The organism is Paracoccaceae bacterium (genome assembly GCA_012103375.1).
In the GTDB taxonomy this organism is placed as follows: Bacteria; Pseudomonadota; Alphaproteobacteria; order Rhodobacterales; family Rhodobacteraceae; genus WLWX01.
Genome location: WLWX01000001.1, coordinates 1,051,071 through 1,066,820 on the forward strand (window position 1 = coordinate 1,051,071; position 15,750 = coordinate 1,066,820).

Consider the following 15,750-nt stretch of genomic DNA (forward strand, 5'->3'; position numbering starts at 1 on the left):
GTGGAGTTATCCACAGGATGTGGTATCTTAGTTTCCCCAGAGCGATTCTGCCAGACGGTAACTCCGGTGTTTCGCCACTTGCGGGGCCGTGTGATCAGGGGCTGAAATGTTTCGGTTTCCCTGCGTGCGATTCCGCGATCATATAGACCCGCATACGATTTGATCGGACCCCTGCCAAGACTCGATTCGCCGCCCCGATTGCCGAACAGATCTGGGACATGAAATACCGCCTGAAAGACGCCGATGGCACACCGATTGACGTGACGGTCGAAGACACATGGCGCCGGGTCACGCGCGCGCTGTCAGCGGTCGAAAGTGATCCCGGCGCCTGGGAAACGCGGTTCTATGACGCGCTGGAAGATTTCAAGTTCCTGCCAGCGGGCCGCATTCTGGCGGGGGCCGGGACGGGCCGATCTGTCACGCTGTTCAATTGTTTTGTCATGGGCACGATCCCCGACAGCCTTGGCGGCATATTCGAGGGGCTGAAAGAGGCCGCGTTGACCATGCAACAGGGCGGCGGCATCGGCTATGATTTCTCGACCCTTCGACCCAAAGGTGCAGATGTGAAAGGCGTGGCGGCGGATGCCTCGGGCCCCTTGTCTTTCATGGACGTCTGGGACGCGATGTGCCGCACGATCATGTCAGCGGGGTCACGGCGCGGCGCGATGATGGCCACGATGCGCTGTGATCACCCGGATATCGAGGCCTTCGTGACGGCCAAATCCGACCCTGCGCGCCTGCGCAACTTCAACGTCTCGGTTCTGGTCACCGACCCGTTCATGGAGGCGGTGAAATCGGGCGACGATTGGGATCTGGTGTTCGACGGAAAGACCTATCGCACCCTGAAGGCGCGCGATCTGTGGGAACAGATCATGCGCTCGACCTATGATTTTGCCGAACCGGGGGTGATCTTCATCGACCGGATCAATCAGATGAACAACCTGGCCTATGTCGAGGATATTGCAGCGACAAACCCCTGTGGCGAACAGCCGCTGCCGCCTTATGGCGCCTGCCTGCTTGGCTCGATCAACCTGGCGCGACTGGTTGAGGCGCCGTTCGAAAACGGCGCGCATCTGTGCGAAACGCAGCTTGGCGACCTGGTCACGACGGCCATTCGGATGATGGACAATACCGTCGATGCCAGCCGCTTCCCACTGGAGGCGCAGAAGGCCGAGGCACACGCCAAACGGCGCATTGGCCTTGGCGTGACCGGGCTGGCCGACGCGCTGGCGATGGTGGGCTTGCGCTATGGCTCGGACGAGGCGGCGCGTCAGACCTCGGACTGGCTGCGCGCGTTGGCCCGCACCGCCTATCTGGCCTCGGCGGATTTGGCCGCCGAAAAGGGAGCGTTTCCGCTGTTCGACAGCGATGCTTATCTGGCCAGCGGGACGATGCAGAAGATGGATGCGGACGTGCGCGGCGCCATTGCCGAACATGGCATCCGCAACGCCCTGCTGACCTCGATCGCGCCAACCGGGACGATCAGTCTGTTTGCGGGCAATGTCTCTTCCGGGATCGAGCCGGTTTTTGCCCATGCCTACACCCGCAAGGTGCTCCAGAAAGACGGGAGTCGGGTTGAAGAAGAAGTTGAGGATTACGCCGTAAGCCTCTGGCGTCAGGTGAAAGGCGACGTGCCGCTGCCGGAGCACTTCGTCGACGCGCAATCGCTGGCCCCGATGGACCACGTCGCCATGCAGGCGGCGGCGCAGGAATGGGTGGACAGCTCGATTTCCAAGACCATCAACGTGCCCGAGGATATCGGGTTCGAGGCGTTCAAGGACGTCTACATGGCCGCCTGGGATCAGGGCTGCAAGGGCTGCACGACCTACCGCCCGAATGCGGTGACGGGGAGTGTGCTGAGTGTGTCTGAGCACGCTGGCAAGAAGTTCGAAGATTTTGCATCCGCGCTCGACCACCATACCGCAGCGAATGGTATCTCTTTGGCCGATTCTGTGGAAAAACAACGTGTTGCGGGCGCAGAAAGTAGCGATTTGAACATAGCGCGAGCGCCTTTCTGATCAGGCTTTGCGCGTTTGCTGCGGTGCAGGAAAGATCTTTGCCAGTTTGCGAAGGTTTTGGGCAGTGGCGGCGAGCAGGAATTCGTCATTTGCGCCGCATGGTCCACGTAATCGGAGCCGTCCCAGGCCGAGAATGCGCTTGAGGTGGGCAAAGAGCATTTCGACCTTCTTCCGGAGCTTCACCGAGATCTTGTATTGCGGCGTTTTGGCGATTGCGCGGGCGATGTCGCGAGCGTCCTCATGTTCCTCACGGGTGATCTTACGGGCGTCGGCATTCGGGCAGCACTTCGGCTTGGAAGGACAGGATTGGCAGGTGTGCTTCAGCGCTTGGTACTTGGCCACGCCCTTGCCGGTTGGGCCGCGATTGGGGTCGGAGTAGTTTCGGCGGAACTGCTTCAGAGCCTCGCCTTCCGGGCAGATGTATTGATTGTTCTCGGCATCCCATTCGAAGTCAGCTCGGGACCAGGTGCCATCGGTGCGCCCGGCTTTGTCGAAGACCGGGATGTGCGGTGCGATCTTTTCACCCACCAGCCATCCGAGCATGGGTCCCGATCCGTAGGCGGTGTCGGCGATCAGCCGTTCGGGATGAAGATCGAAGCGCTCTTTGGCCCGCTTCAGCATCGTCTTGGTTGACCCCACCTCGGCTTGACGGATCGACCGTGTCGCTTCCACGTCGACGATGACACCATGATCGGTATCGATGAGATAGTTGTCGGAGTAGGCAAAAAATGCGGGACCCTTACGCGCCGCCGTCCACTGGCTGGCTGGGTCGGAATAGGACGTGAACTTTGGCTCGACCGGTGTCGCTGCTCCGAATGCGGCCTCATCCAGAGTGTCGAGATACTCGCGGACCGCGCGGGGTGCAGCGTCTGCATCGATCCGCGCAATGTCCCATTCTTCCTTTGGCGCAGAGTACTGCTTGTTGGCATCCGCCTCGATCAAGCTGGCATCGACGGCCAGGCGCTGACCGCTGACGAGACCTTCGGCGATGCATCGCGCGACCGTGGTCTCGAAGAGATGGCGCAGCAGCTCACTCTCGCGGAACCGACCATGCCGGTTCTTTGAAAAGGTCGAGTGATCCGGCACCCGATCGGCCAGGTCGAGCCGACAAAACCACCTGTACGCGAGGTTCAAGTGTACCTCTTCACAGAGCCGCCGCTCGGACCGGATGCCGAAGCAGTAACCGACGATCAGCATCCGGATCAGCAGTTCAGGATCGATCGAAGGACGACCGGTGTGGCTGTAGAAATCGGCAAGATGGGCGCGGATGCTGCTCAGATCGACGAAACGATCAATCGATCGCAGCAGGTGATCTTGCGGGACATGGTCTTCCAGCGAGAACTCATAGAACAGCGCCGCCTGTGCTTCCTGCCTCGGTCCCATCATGGCTGATCCTCCCGCTTGTTGAGAGGATTGAATCAGCGCCATAGCCCTCGATCAAGCAGGAGTTTTTCAACAAAATTCGCCCTCTCTTCCAGCACTGGACTTCCACGCCACTGCAAGCCTGTGTGTCGGTATGGACGACTCAGCCGATGATAAGCTCAGGGAACGATTTGCCACGTTGACCGATGTTTTTGAAGACGCTGCGGCTTTGGCGGTTGAGGGTCAGGGGCGGGATTTGTCGACTGCTGATTTGGGATTAATCACGCTCAAAATCGACCGGTATCTGGCACAGCCTCGCCAAATCTTCATGGATATCAACAGCATCCTTGATCACGACAAATAGTGCTGGACTTTGCGGCCACGCGAAGCGGTAGTGCTGGCATTGTGTCGCCGCCCGGAATGTCGGGCTCCACTCGGTACAAGGCGCTGGATTGGCTGGCGCCCAAAGAGTGGAGAGCACTATGACCATCAATCCCAAGGCCGGAACGGCAAGAAAATCGCCGAAAGCAAAATCAAAACCAAACCGCGAGGTCCAGCTGCGCAGATTACTTGACCGTAAATCTGGGGCAACCATCCCGCAAATCCAGACAGCGTTTAGCTGGCAGCCGCATACGGCACGGGCGGCGATCTCGCGGTTGCGCAAGACCGGGGTCAAGATCGAACGCCAGGTTGGCAGCAAGGGGTTGGTTTATCGCGCCGTCTCGGTCGAGGCCCGGCAATGACGGCGCCGAAGTTTAGTGTTCTGCCCGGCCTGATTGCTGAGATCGAAGGGCTTGAGCGAACCGCCTGCCTGGACCAATGGCGAGACATCTTTGGACGACCGCCACCAAAACACCTCTCGCAGCCGTTTATGAAGAAGGTGCTGATCTGGGATTTGCAGAACCGGATCCTGGGTGGTATATCGGCAAAGACCCAGAAACGGCTGAAGCAGATTGCTTGCGGGAAGGCTGTTGCGACCATCGCCAGGCCCGGTTCGCATTTGGTCCGCGAGTGGAACGGTCGGGCCTATCAGGTCGAAGTTACCGATGAGGGTTACGTCATGGACGGCAAGCCCTGGCGGTCCCTGTCGGCCATCGCGCGGCACATCACTGGAGCCCATTGGTCCGGGCCGCGCTTCTTTGGGGTCGGCTGATGCGCCGGATCCGCTGCGCAATTTACACCCGCAAGAGCACCGAAGAAGGGTTGGAGCAGGACTTCAACTCCCTCAATGCGCAGCGCGAGGCCTGCGAGGCCTATATCGCTAGCCAAAAGCATGAGGGCTGGGAGATGCTGCCAGATCGATTTGACGATGGTGGTATCTCCGGCGGGCATATGGAGCGGCCAGCGCTGAAAGAGCGGATGAAGGCGATCAAAGACAAGCGCGTCGACCAGATCGTTGTCTACAAAATAGACCGGTTGACCCGGTCGCTGTCTGACTTCGCAAAGATCGTCGATGTGCTGGATGCTGCCGAAACATCCTTCGTGTCTGTCACCCAGTCTTTCAATACCGCCACCAGCATGGGACGGCTGACGCTCAACATGCTGCTGCCCTTTGCCCAATTCGAACGGGAAGTCACCGCTGAACGCATCCGCGACAAGATCGCGGCCTCCAAGAAAAAGGGGCTGTGGATGGGTGGGAGCGTTCCACTGGGTTACCGCCCGGATGGAAGAACGCTTGCAATTGACGAGATCGAAGCAGCAACCATTCGAACGATTTATGATCTCTATGAGAAGCACAAAACGGTTCGTGAAGTGGCGGAACGCGCAAACGCACTTGGGCTTCGGACGAGGACGCGTCACTGCCCTGATGGTGGCACCAAGGGCGGCAATCTGTTCTGCCGGGGGCACGTCTACCACATCCTAACCAACCCGATCTACGCTGGGCTGATCCGGCACAAAGACAATGTCTATGATGGCCAGCATCCGGCGATCATTGAACCGGCAGGATGGGAAAAGATCCAGAAGCTACTGGCAACGGGCGCTGCCAAGGAGCGCGGCAGCAAACAACTGGCAGATCGTTCCCCGCTGGCTGGAAAACTTTTTGATGAGACCGGCGATCGTCTCACCCCAAGCCACAGCTGCAAAAACGGAAAGCGGCTCAGATACTACATCTCCCGTCGGCTCGTGGTCGATCGCCGACGCAAACATCCCGATGCCTGGCGGCTCCCAGCGGAGCAGCTGGAAAACCTGATCGTCGAACTAGTACAACAGAATTTAAGCAAGCCGACGGCCGTATCTAGGCTTCTCCCTCAGGTAACTGCATCCCAATTGATCAAGGCCAGGAAACACTTGTCTGCGAACAGGCACGCGTCAAGCTGGTTGAAACTGGTCGCTCGTATAGATCTGCAACCGGGCTCGATAACGGCAACGCTCGATCAAGCGCTGCTTGCTGACTTGCTTGATTGCAAGTCGGACAGCCTAAACCTCGATGCCCTCACGATCACATCCCCTTTCCGGATGCGCCGTCGCGGGGTCGAACTCAAACTTCATCTGAACGAAGCGCCCCCGGAAATCGACAGAGCCCTGGTGCAGAACATCGTGAAAGCATAACGCTGGTTGGACATGATCATCAACGGCAAATCCCTGGTCGAGATCGCCAAGCAAGACCAGACGACGTCCCACCGGATCCGGATGGTCACCGATCTTGCCCTGCTGGCGCCGGACATTCTCGACGCAATTGCTTCAGGCACGCAGCCCGAGGGCCTGAACACAGACAGGTTGATAAAGTCGGACATCTCCGCCAATTGGTTGGAACAACGCGAAATATTCGCTGAAACCTGATCCCACAGGGCTCACATTCCCCAAAAGTCGTCCCGTCAAAATCGCAAACAGAGACTTGTGGCCGTTTGCGGGTGATTTATCCTGCAATATCAGTTCTCTAGAGCGCCGTCCTTGAAATCTGAATCGATGGGATTCCCAGAGGTCTGATTTTGTGATTCACCGAATGTGGAGGTGGATCATGGGGAAATCACTGTCTTTGGACATTCGAGAGCGCGTCGTCGCGCTGGTAGATGAAGGACTTTCCTGCCATGAGGCGGCCCGGCGTTTGCGGATATCGGTCGCGAGCGCGGTGCGGATCATGCAGCGCAAAAGGCGAACCGGCGGCGTGAAAGCTGCGCCTCAAGGACGGCCTCGACGCAGCAAGTTGGACGCGGCGTCCGAGTGGTTGAAATTACGCGTGCAAGCTGAACCGGACATCACCATGCCGGAGCTGGCCGAAGCGTTGAAGCAGGAGCATGACCTAATCGCCACACCGGCGATGCTCTCGCGTCACTTGCTTCATCGCCTTGGGTTCACATATAAAAAAATAGCTGATCGCAACGGAAAGGCTGCGCAAACGGGTTCGCGCCGCGCGATACGAGTGGCGGCGTCGGATGCCGAGGATGCGCCGTGAGCCGCATAGGCTGGTGTTTATCGACGAAACCGCCGTCACCACCAAGATGACACGCCTGCGGGGCCGATCCCTCCGGGGGACTCGGCTTGAGGCGGACGCGCCCTTCGGCCACTGGCGCACGCAAACCTTCATCGCCGGGCTGCGGATGGATGAACTCAGCGCACCCTGGGTTCTGGACGGCCCCATGAACCGCGCCGCCTTCGACATATACATTGAAACCCAATTGGTTCCGACCTTGCAGCCAGGTGACGTCGTGATCGCTGACAACCTGTCGTCCCACAAATCCGCAAAGGCACAGGCCATCCTGAAAGCGCAGGGAAGCTGGCTCCTCTTCCTGCCGCCCTACAGCCCCGACCTGAACCCTATCGAAATGGCATACGCCAAGCTCAAAGCACATCTGCGACGGCTGAAAGCACGTACCTTCGACGCGCTGTTCCAATCCGTCGCACAAACCTGCGACCTCTTTCCACCAGAAGAATGCAGAAACCTCTTCAAGGCTGCCGGATATGTTGCAGATTAAATGGACCATGCTCTAGAGACCGGGCACCTAATCAAGCCCCGGAAATCCCGACTCCTATCGGAGACAACTTTATGTTCAATATCAACAGGTTAGAAGGTGGCGGAGACGAAGGGATTCGAACCCTCGAGACGGTTTCCCGCCTACTCCCTTAGCAGGGGAGCGCCTTCGACCACTCGGCCACGTCTCCGCCGACGCGTGTAGCGAAGGCATTTGGCGGGGACAAGTGGAAAGACGCGGGGTGGGTGCCTGGTTGAGTGATTTGGAATACCGGTCCAAGGCAGGTTTTGCGCGCGCGAATACCACGGCTGCAATCGCTGCGTGGCAGGGTCCTTGTCAGGCCCCTGCGTTCAGACTGTTCTGATATTCGGCAATACGGGTGCCGGGCCTGAAACTGGATAGGCTGCACCGTCGGTCGCGGCCGCGGCTCGCCCGCGTCAGATCAGCAGCCGCATGAATATAACCGAGAATATTACCGCAAAAATGGCCACGATCCAGACCCGGCGGAAAAGGGCGGTTTGGAAATCTGCGATGTCGTTGTCCATCGCGTTGATATCGCTCTGAATCAGCTCGAGCTTTTCAAGAATGACCTGAAGCTGTGGATCCGCAGCGCCGTCCGTTTGCGAAATCTGAGACTCAGTCTTTTCCATGATCCGTCGAAGTCCTTCCAATACCAAGCCTAGGTATTGCGTTAACGGGCATGCAAGTCTTTCGGTGTCTGGCGAGGAAGTTAACAAACGGGTGTGCTTTCGCCGTCTCAGGCTGGTGCCCGCCCTTTTCCTGCGCCTATCCGCCGTGCAGGAAGTGCAACACGTCGCCATCCTTCACGATATATCCCTTTCCGTCGGCGCGCATCTTGCCCGCCTCTTTCGCACCCAGTTCGCCGTCCAGCGCCACGAAATCATCGTAAGAGATCGTCTCGGCGCGGATGAACTTGGCTTCGAAATCGCCGTGGATCACGCCAGCGGCCTGGGGTGCTGCGGTGCCTTCGGGGATCGTCCAGGCGCGTGCCTCTTTCGGGCCGACGGTGAAATAGGTCTGCAGGCCCAGTAGCGCGTAACCGGCCTTGATCAGCCGGTCGAGGCCCGCTTCCTCCAACCCCAGTTCTTCCAGAAACATCGCAGATTCTTCCGGGTCCAGCTGGGCAATCTCTTCCTCGATCTTGGCCGAGATCACGACCGCCCCGGCGCCTTCAGCCGCTGCCATCGCCTCGACAGCTGCAGAATGCGCGTTGCCGGTGGCCGCATCCGCTTCATCGACGTTGCAGACATAAAGGATGGATTTTGTTGTCAGCAGTTGCAGCCCGTCCCAGACGGCCTGGTCATCCTCGGCCACGTCCACGGTGCGCGCCGGTTTGCCGTCTTCCAGCACCGCTTGCGCGGCCTTCAACAGGCGTTCCTGGGCCACAGCTTCCTTGTCGCCGCCGCGCACCTTGCGCACGATGTTTTGGAGGCGGCGTTCAATACTGTCGAGGTCGGCCAGCATCAGTTCGGTCTCGATCGTTGCCGCATCGGCCACCGGATCGGTGCGCCCTTCAACATGGGTGACGTTGCTGTCCTCAAAACAGCGCAGGACATGGGCGATGGCGTCACATTCGCGGATGTTGGCCAGGAACTGGTTGCCCAGGCCTTCGCCCTTGCTGGCCCCTTTGACCAGCCCCGCGATGTCCACGAATGTCATTCGCGCCGGGATCACACTGGCCGATTTGCCGATCCGCGCAAGCGTATCCAGCCGCGTGTCCGGCACGGCGACGGCGCCGACGTTGGGTTCAATCGTGCAGAAGGGAAAGTTCGCCGCCTGCGCCGCCGCCGTGCGGGTCAACGCATTGAACAGGGTCGATTTGCCCACGTTGGGCAAGCCCACGATGCCGGTTCTGAAACCCATGATGCCGTCCTTTGTCTGGTCGCGCCGTCATCTATGCTGCGCGCTCCGCTGGCGCAAGCGGCTAGGCGCAAGGCGTCTTCGCGAAGGGGTCATACCAACGATTTGGCTGATCCGGAGATCGGCCAAGCGCAGGCCCACAGCCCGGAATCAAGCCCGCAAGGCGCCGGGCAAGCGCCTGACCGTCCCGCGGTCTGGCGCTTTGGCTATGAAGCACAATTTTCAGAACTCACCCTAACACAGCACCATAAAGTGCCAGATAGAACCGTCGCAGCGCCAGCCCCCGGTCAGGCGCTCGCACGGCTTACGCTCACCTTTGGCAATGGCCGACTGGGGCTTGGGTCCTGACCCTACGCAACTGCAATAAATCTTCAGCATCAATCGCTCCTCCTTCCCCAACCCATTCCCCTAGGCGCAGCGCACTCCCGCCGCTAAACTGGCCCCGCGAAAGGGCATGCCATGGACCTGACCCCCTATCTGACATTCCCCGGGACCTGTCTGGAGGCCTGTGAGTTCTATGCCGAGGTTTTCGGCGGCGATATCACCTTCATGCAGCGCGTCGCCAACAGCCCCGCCGCTGATCAATTGCCGGCCGAGGTGCAGGATCAGGTGTTGCACGCCGCGCTGAACATTGCCGGGCGCACGATCTATGCGTCGGACGCGACAATGACGCCCTATGAACCGGTGCGCGGCATCTATGTGCAGGTCACGTTGGACGATCGCGACCGCGCCAGCCGCATCTTTTCGCGCCTCAAGAAAGACGGAGAGGTCATCATGCCTTTCGAACGCAGCTTCTGGGCCAGTGGTTTCGGGATCTGCCGGGACCGGTTCGGAACGCCCTGGATCATCAACTGCCCATTGCCTGCGGGGGGCTGAGGCCCATTGATCTTCGCGCCCGCCTGCGCCAAACCCAGAGCGACACAAATCGCAGGCCCACCATGACCCGTATCGACGCCAAATTCGCCGACCTGACTGCCGCCGGAAAGAAGGCCTTTGTTGCCTATGTGATGGCGGGCGATCCCGACTACGATACCTCGCTAGAGGTTGTGCGCGGCCTGCCGGGTGCGGGCGTCGATATTATCGAACTTGGGCTGCCCTTCACCGATCCGATGGCCGATGGCCCGACGATCCAGCTGGCCGGACAGCGGGCGCTGGAAGGCGGCATGACGCTGAACAAGACGCTGGCATTGGCGCGCAGCTTTCGCGAAGGCGACGACACTACGCCCATCGTGCTGATGGGATACTATAATCCGATCTATTCGCACGGGGTCGAAGCGTTTTTGACCGACGCCAAAGCTGCCGGGATCGACGGGCTGATCATTGTTGACCTGCCACCCGAAGAAGACAGTGAGCTGTGCATTCCGGCGCAGGCGGCGGGGCTGAACTTCATCCGGCTCGCCACGCCCACGACCGATGACAAGCGCCTGCCAAAGGTGCTGCAGAACACCAGCGGTTTCGTCTACTACGTCTCGATCACCGGCATCACTGGCGCGGCCGAGGCTGAGGCAGGCGATGTCGGCCCCGAAGTCGCCCGCATCAAATCCGCCACCGACCTGCCGGTCATCGTCGGATTTGGCATCAAAACACCGGAACGGTCCGAGGCAATTGCGAAAATCTCGGACGGGTCCGTCGTCGGATCAGCCATTGTTGATCTGATGGGGCAGGGCAAACCGGCTGCCGAAGTCTTGGCCTTCGTCAAGACCCTCGCCGACGGTGCGCACCGCGCCTAAGGGTGCCAGCAAAGGGTCCGCAATGCCGATCATCACTGAAATCGAAGACCTGAAGCGCCTGCACAAACGCCGCGTTCCGAAGATGTTTTTCGACTATTGCGAAAGCGGCAGCTGGACGGAACAGACGTTTCGCGACAACTCTTCGGACTTCGACCAGATCCGCCTGCGCCAGCGCGTCGCGGTGAATATGGAGGGACGCTCGACCGCCTCCACCCTGATCGGCCAGCCGGTCGCCATGCCCGCCGCGCTTGCCCCTGTCGGGGCCACCGGCATGCAGCACGCCGACGGTGAAATCCTCGCCGCCCGCGCGGCCGAGGCGTTCGGCGTACCCTATTGCCTGTCGACAATGTCGGTCTGCTCGATCGAGGCTGTGGCCGAAGCGACGACCGCGCCGTTCTGGTACCAGCTTTACGTTATGCGGGACGAAGACTTCGTCAGAAACATGATCGACCGCGCCAAGGCGGCGAAATGTTCCGCACTGGTCCTGACGCTGGATCTGCAATTGCTGGGGCAGCGTCATAAGGATCTGAAGAACAACTTCACCGTGCCGTTCAGGCCTTCGCCGGGCAATCTGGCGGATATGGCCACGAAATGGGCCTGGGGGTTGGAGATGCTGAAGACGAAGCACAAGACCTTCGGCAATATCGTCGGCCATGCCAGGGGCGTCAGTGATCTGACGTCTCTGTCGGTTTGGGCCAGCGAAAGCTTCGATCCGCGTCTTGATTGGGACAAGGTAAAAGAGATCAAGAAGATGTGGGGCGGGCCGCTGATCCTGAAAGGTATTCTGGACCCCGAGGATGCGAAAATGGCGCTGAACATCGGGGCCGATGCCATCGTGGTGTCAAACCACGGCGGGCGGCAGTTGGACGGCGCCTTATCCGCAATCCGCGCACTTCCCGGCATTTTGGATGCGGTCGGCGACAAGGTCGAGGTTCACATGGACAGCGGCATCCGCTCGGGTCAGGACATCCTCAAGGCGCTGGCGCTGGGCGCGCAGGGGGTGATGCTGGGCCGATCCTATATCTATGGCCTCGGCGCGATGGGGCAGACGGGTGTGACCCGCGCGTTAGAGGTCATGCACAAGGAACTCGACGTGTCGATGGCGCTGTGCGGGCGGCGCGATGTGACCATGGTGGACCGGGATATCCTGCATGTCCCGCGCGGATTCTCAGGCGACTGGGAATAGCGGCCTAAGCGGATCGACTGAGGCGTTTGCTAACGCAGCCGCGCCACATAGCCCCGACTGGTGCGCGATGGCGGCCCGGCGGGGAAGGCGTATTCGAATTCAACCTCGAACCCCGCCTGATCAAGTAAGACCAGCATTTCGTCGCGCCGAAAGCACCGATGCCGCCATTGCAGCCAGATGATCGCGTTGCACCAATGGGGTTTGGAAGCGACCAGCCACAGCCGACCGCCCGGTGCCAGAAGCGCGCCCAACTGGCGCAGCGCCGCGACCGGATCAGGGCAATGTTCAACGATATGGGCGGCCAGAACCGTTCTGGCAGGTGCCAGCGTCGGGGTCTGGCCCAGCAACCCCTCCAACGGGACAGCGACGACATCACGCTCGGCCAGTGCCGCGACACCGCGATCCAGCATCCCGGGCGATGGGTCCACCAGCGTTAGCCGTTCCGGTGCGCCGTTTACCGCGACCCAGGCTTCGGCAAACGCGGCAGAGCCGCATCCCATGTCGATGACGGTTTGCGGCGCGGCACGCCCGCGCGATTGCGCAGACAAAAACCCGAGGTAGCCGTCATAATACCCAAGCGCACGCATCTTGTCGCGCCAACGGTTGGCGGCGCCGTCATAACGACCGGCAAGGGTTTCGTGGCGGGCTGCATCGCTCATCCCAGGTATTCTGCCACTCCATGACCGAATGCGAAAGGGCGCGTCATCGCGCACTGGTCATGCCCCGGACGCGCCGCTAGAACACCGCGAACAGCAGTTGAAGTGACCCTGATGACCCATACGATCCGCCCGCAACCCGGAATCCTCGAAATCTCGCCCTATGTGGGCGGGACATCGACGGCGGCGGGTATCTCGAATGTGGTCAAATTGTCCTCGAACGAGAACCCGCTGGGGCCGAGTGAAAAGGCCAAGGCGGCGTTCGCCCAGACCGCGCAGTCACTGCATCGCTATCCGGATCAAAGCCACGCCCGCCTGCGCGCCGCACTGGCCGAGGAACACGGGCTGGACGCAGACCGGATTATCTGCGGCGCAGGCTCTGATGAGGTTATCGCCTTCCTGTGCCAGACCTACGCCGGGCCGGGGTCCGAGGTGATTTACACGCAGCACGGGTTTTCCATGTATCGGATTTCGGCGCTGGCCGCCGGGGCGACCCCGGTCGAGGTGGCCGAGCGGGATCGCACCGTCGATGTCGATGCGATCCTTTCCGGTGTCACCGACCGAACCACGCTGGTCTTCATAGCCAATCCCGGAAACCCGACCGGCACAATGGTGGATGCGGGCGACCTGTCGCGGCTGGCCGCCGCCTTGCCGGATCACGTGTTGCTGGTGCTGGATGGGGCCTATGCCGAGTTTGTCGACGGCTTCGACGGCGGCGCGTCGCTGGTCCATGCGCGCGACAACGTGGTGATGACGCGGACGTTTTCGAAGATCTACGGGCTGGGCGCGCTGCGCGTCGGCTGGGGCTATGGGCCGACCCATGTGATCGACGCGCTGAACCGGGTGCGCGGGCCGTTCAACCTGTCCACCACACAGCTGGAAACGGCCGAGGCGGCGCTGCGCGACAACGACTGGGTCGATCACTGCCGCGCCGAAAACACGCGCCTGCGGGCCTGGCTGGCCGAGGCGCTGGCCGAAAAGGGCGTGCCCAGCGATACCTCGCTGGCGAACTTCCGTCTGGCACGCTTCCGGGACGAAGGTGAGGCGAACGCCTGTTACGATCACTTGCGGGACCAAGGCGTGTTGGTGCGCAAAGTTGCGGGCTATGGCCTGCCCAATTGCCTGCGCATCACTATCGGCGATCATGCGGCCTGCACCCGTGTGGCGCATCTGGTCGGAACTTTTCGGGAAGGGCAGGGATGACCCAAATTTATGAACGCGTCGCCCTGATCGGGCTGGGCCTGATCGCGTCCTCGATGGCCCATGCGATGCGCGAACATGGCCTGGCCGGAGAGATTGTGGGCACTGCACGCTCAGCCGAAACCCGCGCCACGGTGGAGGAGCTTGGGTTTTGTGACCGGGTCGTTGAGACCGCGGCCGAGGCGGTGGCCGGGGCCGATCTGGTCGTTCTGGCCGTTCCGATCGGCGTTATGGGCGCGATTGCGGCGGACATCGCGCCGCATCTGGCACAGGGCGCGACCGTCACCGATGTCGGCAGCGTCAAGCGCGCGGTGATCGAAGCCGTCGCCCCACATATCCCCGAAAACGTTCACTTTATCCCCGGCCACCCGCTGGCGGGAACCGAGAAATCGGGGCCAACCTCGGGCTTCGCGACCCTGTTCAAGAACCGCTGGCATCTGCTGGCCCCGCTTGAGGGGACCGACCCGGACGCGCTGGCCCGCCTGCGTGACCTTTGGGAGGCGATGGGCGCCAATGTTGACGTGATGGATGCGGATCACCACGATCTGGTCCTTGCCGTGACCAGCCACGCGCCGCACCTGATCGCCTATACGATGGTCGGGGTTGCCGATGATCTGGGCCGGGTGACCGACAGCGAAGTGGTGAATTTTTCGGCCGCCGGTTTCCGGGATTTTACCCGGATTGCGGCCAGTGATCCTACCATGTGGCGCGACGTGTTCCTGACCAACAAGGAAGCGACGTTGGAGATTCTGCGCCGCTTCACCGAGGAACTTTTCGCCCTGCAACGCGCCATCCGCACCGGCGATGGCGACCATTTGTTCGACTATTTCACCCGCACGCGGGCGATCCGGCGCGGCATTATCGAAGCCGGGCAAGATACCGACGCCGATAATTTCGGACGCGGCAACACATGATCCGTGCGCTGATCATCCTGGGGCTGCTGTTGCCCGCCACGCCCCTTCTGGCGCATACGGGCGAACGGTTCATTCCGGTCTATACCGGGGCGGCCTTTCGCCCGAAACCACGCCCCTGGACACAGGATCGCGCCGCGCAGGTACGCGCCGCGGTGGATCAGGCGATGGCCGGTCTTGGCCAGTCACCGCGTCCGGCGGCGCGCGTGGTCGAGGTTGTCCCCGCGCCGCAGTCCCAGGGCGTTGTCGCCCGCGCCGTCACACGGGTCACCGGCGCCGGGCGGGTCTGCGGTGACAGTGGGATCGTCGGGACGCGGATCAAGCGGATCAAGGGCAAACTGCGTGGATGTGGAATTGCCAAACCGGTGCGGGTGACGGCGGTCGACGGTGTCGCACTCAGCACGCCAGCGACGATGGACTGTCAGACGGCGCAGACCCTCAGGCACTGGGTGCAGAACAGTTTGCGCAAGTCCATCGGGCGGCGCGGCGGTGGCCCGGCCGCGCTGAGCGTGGCGGCGAGCTATTCCTGCAGATCACGCAACAACCAACCGGGGGCGAAGATCTCGGAACACGGCAAGGGCCATGCCATTGATATTGCTGCTGTGACATTGCGCGACGGATCGGTCATTTCGGTGGCGGAACACTGGGGCAAGGGCAAGCGCGGGCGGATTCTGGCGGCGATGCACAAAGGCGCCTGCGGACCCTTTGGGACGGTGCTGGGGCCGAATGCCGACCGGCACCATCGCGATCACTTCCATTTTGACACGGCGCGCTATCGCAAGGGCAGTTATTGCCGCTGAGGGTTGCGCGGGAAGAGAATTATGCCTCCGGCGGGGATATTTTTGGGTCAATGATGGGCGGGGTTTCGGATTGCCGCCTTTGCAGTGGGCAGAGT

Annotated in this window: 14 protein-coding genes, 1 tRNA gene and 2 pseudogenes; 12 read left to right on the plus strand and 5 right to left on the minus strand. The window is 61.1% G+C overall.

Annotated features, from left to right (window positions below):
* Positions 1 to 218 precede the first annotated feature (218 nt).
* Positions 219 to 1,871: pseudogene (locus GKR99_05525) on the plus strand (adenosylcobalamin-dependent ribonucleoside-diphosphate reductase).
* 147 nt (positions 1,872 to 2,018) lie between these two features.
* Here the strand turns inward: GKR99_05525 and GKR99_05530 are convergent.
* Positions 2,019 to 3,404 (minus strand): IS1182 family transposase, encoded by a 1,386-nt coding sequence (locus GKR99_05530; GenBank protein ID NKB27026.1) that lies wholly within the window; start codon positions 3,402 to 3,404, stop codon positions 2,019 to 2,021.
* Positions 3,405 to 3,534: 130 nt separating this feature from the next.
* On the opposite strand from GKR99_05530, the gene GKR99_05535 reads away from it, so the two are divergent.
* The 5 genes and pseudogenes from GKR99_05535 to GKR99_05555 all read left to right on the plus strand — a co-directional run bounded on the left by GKR99_05535 (position 3,535) and on the right by GKR99_05555 (position 7,294).
* Positions 3,535 to 3,744: a hypothetical protein gene (locus tag GKR99_05535; GenBank protein NKB27027.1), complete on the plus strand. Its 210-nt coding sequence runs from the start codon at positions 3,535 to 3,537 to the stop codon at positions 3,742 to 3,744.
* Positions 3,745 to 3,862: 118 nt separating this feature from the next.
* Positions 3,863 to 4,123 carry a DUF3489 domain-containing protein gene (locus tag GKR99_05540; protein ID NKB27028.1) on the plus strand — a complete coding sequence of 87 codons (261 nt, stop codon included), beginning with the start codon at positions 3,863 to 3,865 and terminating at the stop codon, positions 4,121 to 4,123.
* Positions 4,120 to 4,533, plus strand: coding sequence for a DUF2924 domain-containing protein (locus GKR99_05545; GenBank protein ID NKB27029.1), 414 nt, complete (start codon positions 4,120 to 4,122; stop codon positions 4,531 to 4,533). Before GKR99_05540 ends, GKR99_05545 begins: the two co-directional genes overlap by 4 nt.
* Positions 4,533 to 6,161: pseudogene (locus tag GKR99_05550) on the plus strand (recombinase family protein). Before GKR99_05545 ends, GKR99_05550 begins: the two are co-directional and overlap by 1 nt.
* A 178-nt stretch (positions 6,162 to 6,339) precedes the next feature.
* Positions 6,340 to 7,294 (plus strand): IS630 family transposase gene (locus tag GKR99_05555; GenBank protein NKB27030.1). Its coding sequence is split into 2 segments (ribosomal slippage): positions 6,340 to 6,690 and positions 6,692 to 7,294, totalling 954 coding nucleotides; the frame shifts between segments, so codons are not numbered across the junction.
* 97 nt (positions 7,295 to 7,391) lie between these two features.
* Here GKR99_05555 and GKR99_05560 read toward each other — a convergent pair.
* The 3 genes from GKR99_05560 to ychF form a co-directional block, all read right to left on the minus strand.
* Positions 7,392 to 7,481: transfer RNA gene (locus tag GKR99_05560), tRNA-Ser, on the minus strand.
* Positions 7,482 to 7,728: 247 nt separating this feature from the next.
* Complete coding sequence (locus GKR99_05565; GenBank protein ID NKB27031.1) at positions 7,729 to 7,941, minus strand: hypothetical protein; 213 nt, start codon at positions 7,939 to 7,941, stop codon at positions 7,729 to 7,731.
* A 136-nt stretch (positions 7,942 to 8,077) separates the two neighbouring features.
* Complete coding sequence (gene ychF / locus GKR99_05570; protein NKB27032.1) at positions 8,078 to 9,175, minus strand: redox-regulated ATPase YchF; 1,098 nt, start codon at positions 9,173 to 9,175, stop codon at positions 8,078 to 8,080.
* Positions 9,176 to 9,631: 456 nt separating this feature from the next.
* On the opposite strand from ychF, the gene GKR99_05575 reads away from it, so the two are divergent.
* From GKR99_05575 to GKR99_05585, 3 genes are all read left to right on the plus strand, one after another.
* The gene (locus tag GKR99_05575; GenBank protein NKB27033.1) at positions 9,632 to 10,048 is read left to right on the plus strand and encodes a VOC family protein; all 417 of its coding nucleotides are present in this window, start codon (positions 9,632 to 9,634) and stop codon (positions 10,046 to 10,048) included.
* Between the two features lie 62 nt (positions 10,049 to 10,110).
* Complete coding sequence (locus tag GKR99_05580; GenBank protein NKB27034.1) at positions 10,111 to 10,902, plus strand: tryptophan synthase subunit alpha; 792 nt, start codon at positions 10,111 to 10,113, stop codon at positions 10,900 to 10,902.
* 22 nt (positions 10,903 to 10,924) lie between these two features.
* Positions 10,925 to 12,088 carry an L-lactate dehydrogenase gene (locus tag GKR99_05585; GenBank protein NKB27035.1) on the plus strand — a complete coding sequence of 388 codons (1,164 nt, stop codon included), beginning with the start codon at positions 10,925 to 10,927 and terminating at the stop codon, positions 12,086 to 12,088.
* Between the two features lie 29 nt (positions 12,089 to 12,117).
* Here the strand turns inward: GKR99_05585 and GKR99_05590 are convergent, their stop codons facing one another.
* Positions 12,118 to 12,675, minus strand: coding sequence for a methyltransferase domain-containing protein (locus tag GKR99_05590; GenBank protein NKB27036.1), 558 nt, complete (start codon positions 12,673 to 12,675; stop codon positions 12,118 to 12,120).
* A gap of 183 nt (positions 12,676 to 12,858) precedes the next feature.
* Between GKR99_05590 and GKR99_05595 the strand changes: the two genes are divergently transcribed.
* The 3 genes from GKR99_05595 to GKR99_05605 all read left to right on the plus strand — a co-directional run bounded on the left by GKR99_05595 (position 12,859) and on the right by GKR99_05605 (position 15,655).
* A complete protein-coding gene (locus GKR99_05595; protein ID NKB27037.1) occupies positions 12,859 to 13,947 on the plus strand; it encodes a histidinol-phosphate transaminase in 1,089 nt (362 codons plus the stop codon).
* Entirely contained in the window at positions 13,944 to 14,858 is a 915-nt protein-coding gene (locus GKR99_05600) for a prephenate/arogenate dehydrogenase family protein (protein NKB27038.1), read from the plus strand. The genes GKR99_05595 and GKR99_05600 overlap by 4 nt, the downstream gene beginning before the upstream one ends.
* 164 nt (positions 14,859 to 15,022) lie before the next feature.
* Positions 15,023 to 15,655: an extensin family protein gene (locus GKR99_05605; protein ID NKB27039.1), complete on the plus strand. Its 633-nt coding sequence runs from the start codon at positions 15,023 to 15,025 to the stop codon at positions 15,653 to 15,655.
* The last annotated feature ends 95 nt before the right edge of the window (positions 15,656 to 15,750 follow it).